Here is a 3,505-nt window from a genome sequence, read left to right as displayed (position 1 = left end):
GGTTCACCGGGTGCGGTGAACCCACCGACTCGAGGAGCGCAATGTCGTCGTCTCCGTCGGCGTAGACGTGGCTCAACCGCAGATCGACGTCCCGAGACTGCGCGAAGTCCTCAACCGCGGCGAGTTTGCCCGCCCCCCACAGCGGTCGACCGGCCACGCGTCCGGTGAGGACGTCGTCGTCGAGCTCCAGACGGGTACACAGGACGTGCTCGACTCCGAGCGCCCGCGCCAGCGGGGTCGCTTCGGCCCATGTCCCGGAGGTAACGATGACGACGGTGTGTCCGAGGTTCTGATGGACGCGCAACAACCGCCACCCACCGTAGAACAGCGCGCCGGCGAGTTCATGGGTAAACAGCTCCTCGCCGAATTCGGTCACTTCGTCCTCGGTACGGCCCACCCAGCCGCCGATGGCCTCTTCCAGCAGGGCGCTGAAAGCAGCCTCGTCGAGGGTCGCCCGATCGACGCCCCGGCTGGCCCGCACGAACGGCGCCGCCGCCTCGTTGCAGGGGCGGGCCTGGCGCCGATAGGCGGCCAGCGCGGCATTCGGTTCCACCAAAGTGCCGTCGAAGTCGAAGAACGCCGCGACGTTCGCACCCCTAGGTCCGGCGTGCAACTGCTCGATGAGCTCCTCGAGCGCATTCATGGCGGTCAGCGCCGGCGTCTTCACGCGGGAAACGGCGCGGTACGTAGGTAGGCGCCGTGGTGATAGATCAGCGGGGCCGGGGGAGTGCCGTCGGTCTCGTCCGCGCAATACGCGTGGGTGACGAATCCGATGACCAGTGTCGAGTCCCCGGCGGCGAGCAGTTGGCGCAGCTCCACGCGCAACCAGGTCGGTGTGTCGTGCAGTACTGGTTCGCCGGTGTCCAGCGTCCGCCACAGCGATGGGTCGGCGAACCTCAGGTCCGCACTGCGTGAAAAGCGTTGCGCCAAGGGAAGTTGGTGCTCACCGAGTAGATGGATGATTATCGAACCGGCTTGACGCAGCGCGCCGATGCTTGACGAGGTGTGAGTGATGTTGAAGCTCACCAACGGCGGAAGCAGCGACAGCGAGGCAAACGACGTCGCGGTGAACCCCACCGGGCCGACGGGGGAGGTGAGCGTGACGATCGCGACGCCCGCTGGATGGCGGCGCAGGGCAGCGCGATAGGCGTCCGGGTCGAGTCCGTGGTCGCCTTCTGCGTCGTCGGGTGAAGCGGACATCGCGTACTCCTTGCTGGACTTGGTGGTCTAGGCGCTGTACGTGGCGGGGAGGCGGCTCCGGGTAGGCGTGGCCGTGGCCCGCGCAGCGCGGTGTCGTCGCCGGCATCCTTCGAGCAACCTGATCCGGGTGGGATCCACGGTCACACCGAAACGCGCCAGCGCCGGCAGCGTGCAGTCGAGGAAGTGCTCGAACGTGTTGGGGGACAGTGGCCGCAGGGTCACGCCGTCGGCGACACCGGCAGTGAACACGTCGCCGATCAGTCCGGCCAACCCACCTGGGGTACCGACGTAGCGTAGGGAGCCCGGGCGGGTCGGGCCTCCGGTGCGGGCGTCGTAACGATCCATCTGAACCATTGCCGTGCGGGCGTCCTCGGCGATCATGGCGTCCACGTCGACCAGAACGGCGACCTTGTCACCGGTGCGCCGCGCGTTGGCGTGGATGTCGGTCGTGGCTCGTTGAGCAGCCCGCAGGTCGGGTGCGGTGATGCGCACCATTTCCCGCGCGGCGGCCGCAGACGGGGTCAGTTCGACCCACCGCGGGGTGGTGAGGAAGTCGAGGGCGATGTGCAGCCGCCGCGGAGCGAGGCTGCAGTCACTCGTGTTGGGGGACATGTGTTCTCTCACTCATCCGACTTGCCGCGACTGGCCCTGCCAGTACGGTTCTCGCAGGGACTTCTTGTCGACCTTGCCGGTGGCGTTGAGCGGGACCTCGTCGACGAAGACCACCGACTTGGGCGCGCACACGCTCCCGAGCTCGGCTTTGACGTGATCGATGAGTTCCTGCTCACCGACCGTCACTCCGGCTCTGGCCACGACGACGGCCAGGACCGCTTCCCCCCACTTGTCGTGAGGCACGCCGATGACCGCGACCTGGGCGACGGAGGGATGAGTGGTCAGCACGTCCTCGACCTGCCGGGGAAAGACGTTGAATCCGCCGGAGACGATCAGGTCCCGCTTGCGGTCGACGATGAAGAGGTATCCGTCGTCGTCCAGGCGGCCCACGTCACCGGTGTGCATCCAGCCCTCCCGCAGGGCCTCGGCGTTGCGGGAGGCATCCAGGTAGGAGTCCATCTGGCCGGTTTGCTTGGTGCACACTTCACCGGATTCACCGACCGGCAGGGACCGGCCGTCCTCGTCGCGGATCTCGACCGCGACGTTGAGTAGGGCGCGGCCCGCCGAGGCCAGCCGCGCCACCCACGTCGTGTCATCGGCGCGGTGGTCGTGCTTGCGCAGGCAGGACACGAAGCCCTGCTCGGTGCCGGCGTAAGTCTGGATGAAGATCGGCCCGAAGGTCTCCAGTGCCGAGCGCAGTCGTTCGGGGGCGATCGGGGCGCCCGCGTAGATCATGGTGCGCAACGTCGACAGATCGAAGTCGGGTCGGCGAGGATCGTCCAGCAGGAGATAGATGATGGTCGGCACGACCGCGGTCGCGGTCACCTCGTGGCGTTGGATGTTGCTCAGCAGGGTCGCCACGTCCAGGGCAGGCAACATGACGTTGGTGCCGCCACGCACGAAGGTCGGCATCACGAAGGCATGGGAGAAGTGGGTCAGCGGTGCGCCGTGGGCGAAGACCTCACCGAAGGCGATGTCACCCATGTCCAGACCGGCCGAGATGCCCTCATAACCCCACGTGAAGTGTGAGTTCACCACACCCTTGGGTTCACCGGTGCTTCCCGAGGTGAACATGATGAACGCTTCGTCGTGCTCGTCGATGACGACAGGGGGGCGGGTCCGTGATTGGCGGTCGAACAGGTCACCGAAGTCCACCGCGTCCACCGCGTGCGGCGCGCTCGTCGCTGGTGCGCTCTCGACGCGGATCAGCCGCTTCAACGTGGGCAGCTGGTCGTAGATCTCGGCCACCACGGTCTCGAACTTGGCGTGGTAGATCAGCGTGGTGGCGTCGGTAGACCCCAAATTGGAGACGAACGTGCTCGCCGAGGCCCGCGTCGCCATCTGGACCAGCACCGCGCCGGCCGCCCAGATGGCATGCTCGCACGGGATGAACTCCAAGACATTGGGCATGAGCAGGCCGATGCGTTCACCCTTGCCGACGCCGAGTTCGACCAGACCGTTGGCGATCTGATTGCGCCACTCGCGCATCTCCTGGTAGGTGAGGGAGCGATCTCCGTCGATGATCGCCACCGAGTCGCGGTAGTAGGTGCACACCCGGTCCAGGACGTCCGGCATCGGTCCCCACATGTCAGGCCCCCGTCCGATCCTCGGCAGAGCCTTCACACCGAATTCGGCCAGCAAAGTCAGGTTGCATGGGTTGCTCCTTGTCGCGACGTCGCGTTCGGCCCGGTGG

4 protein-coding genes are annotated in these 3,505 nt (G+C 66.8%); all 4 read right to left on the bottom strand.

Annotation, left to right across the window (positions count from 1 at the left end; genetic code table 11):
• The coding region (locus tag ACRDUX_RS37040; protein WP_526421891.1) for an HAD family hydrolase at positions 1–667 on the bottom strand (667 nt) is incomplete at its 3' end.
• Positions 664–1,200: a flavin reductase family protein gene (locus ACRDUX_RS37035; RefSeq protein WP_526421889.1), complete on the bottom strand. Its 537-nt coding sequence runs from the start codon at positions 1,198–1,200 to the stop codon at positions 664–666. The genes ACRDUX_RS37035 and ACRDUX_RS37040, both read right to left, overlap by 4 nt.
• Before the next feature lie 27 nt (positions 1,201–1,227).
• Positions 1,228–1,812, bottom strand: a complete 585-nt coding sequence (locus tag ACRDUX_RS37030) for a hypothetical protein (RefSeq protein WP_526421887.1) — start codon at positions 1,810–1,812, stop codon at positions 1,228–1,230.
• Between the two features lie 12 nt (positions 1,813–1,824).
• Positions 1,825–3,399, bottom strand: a complete 1,575-nt coding sequence (locus ACRDUX_RS37025; RefSeq protein ID WP_526421893.1) for an AMP-binding protein — start codon at positions 3,397–3,399, stop codon at positions 1,825–1,827.
• Positions 3,400–3,505 lie beyond the last annotated feature (106 nt).

Origin of the sequence: Mycobacterium sp., from assembly GCF_050701675.1 — a bacterium.
Classification (GTDB): Bacteria; Actinomycetota; Actinomycetes; order Mycobacteriales; family Mycobacteriaceae; genus Mycobacterium.
This window is presented reverse-complemented; position numbering and strand designations above follow the sequence as displayed.